Annotated in this window: 1 protein-coding gene and 1 pseudogene; both read right to left on the bottom strand. The window is 49.1% G+C overall.

Annotated features, from left to right (window positions below):
• Positions 1 to 383, bottom strand: a pseudogene (locus A3750_RS22815) (hypothetical protein); the annotation flags it as partial.
• 123 nt (positions 384 to 506) lie between these two features.
• Positions 507 to 1207 (bottom strand): BMP family ABC transporter substrate-binding protein (locus A3750_RS22810; protein WP_156498863.1); only part of this gene is annotated, 701 nt, incomplete at its 5' end.

Raw genomic sequence — 1207 nt, 5'->3', positions numbered from 1 at the left:
TCTGAGCTGAACTCGTAGGTCGTCGCAATCAATACGTCAGTTACAGGGCCCGCTTTCAGCTCAGAACCCGTCATATTGCTTAGGCTAAAACGAGGAGAAAGCTCTGCGTATGTCTCGTTAAAGTCACCAAATGAACCTTTACCATTGTGTCGATCAGCGAAGAAGAAGGCATCACCCCAATCGTGACCCGAAGCGTGTTCAACGGTCATTGTCGTCATTTCCATGGTTTTCTGCGGAGCGCCGAAAGCATGGCCAACGTTGTAGTAATCAGCACTGTGTAGCACGGTTACACTGTTGTCAGCCCAAAACTGCTCAGCTTGAGCGGGTGCTGCTACTGCAGCTGCGAGTGCTGCTGCACCAGCGATGGTTTTTAGTTGTTTCATTTCTCTACCTTAGTTTTTCATTAATACAGCACTTATGGTGCTTTATAAAAAGTGCGAGCTACCGCAATTCGGAAACAGTAGCTCGCTGCTAACTGCCTTATTCAGCGAATCGTTCGCCTTGAATTAAGACTGTGGCAATTTGCCTTCTACGCCTTGCACGTAGAAATCAAAGCCAAGAAGCGCACCGTCATCCATTGTGCCGCCCGCTGGAATCACTTCTTCTCCAGCTTGGTTTACAACTGGGCCATCAAATACGCGCATTTCGCCCGCCTTCAATGCCGCTTTTTTCTCTTCTACCATCGCGACAACATCCGCTGGAATCGCTTCGTTCAGTGGCGCTAGATCGGTTGTACCGTCTGCGATGCCAGGCCATAAGTCTTCAGACTTCCAAGTGCCATCAAGCACGGCTTGTGCTTTCTTAAGGTAAAGTGGACCCCACTTGTGTACCGTTGAAGTAAGGTGCGCTTTTTTACCGTATTCAGACATATCTGAGTGGTAACCGATTGCGTACTTGCCTTTTGCTTCTGCGGCCTGAATCACAGCGGCGGAGTCAGTATGTTGCGTAAGCACGTCTGCGCCTTGAAGAATCAGCGTTTCTGCTGCTTCACGCTCTTTTGCAGGGTCATACCAAGTGCTTGCCCAAACAACTTTCACTTGAACGTCAGGGTTTACTTCTTTAGCACCCTTGGTGAACGCGTTAATGCCACGAATAACCTCAGGAATCGGGAACGATGCTACGTAACCAAGTACGTTAGATTCGGTCATCTTGCCCGCAATCAAACCCGTCAAGTAGCGGCCTTGATAAGCACGGGTAAAATAGGTGC

It is taken from the genome of Oleiphilus sp. HI0079 (assembly GCF_001635105.1).
The sequence above is the reverse complement of the archived record's forward strand: the minus strand, read 5'-3'. Positions and strand labels throughout refer to the sequence as shown.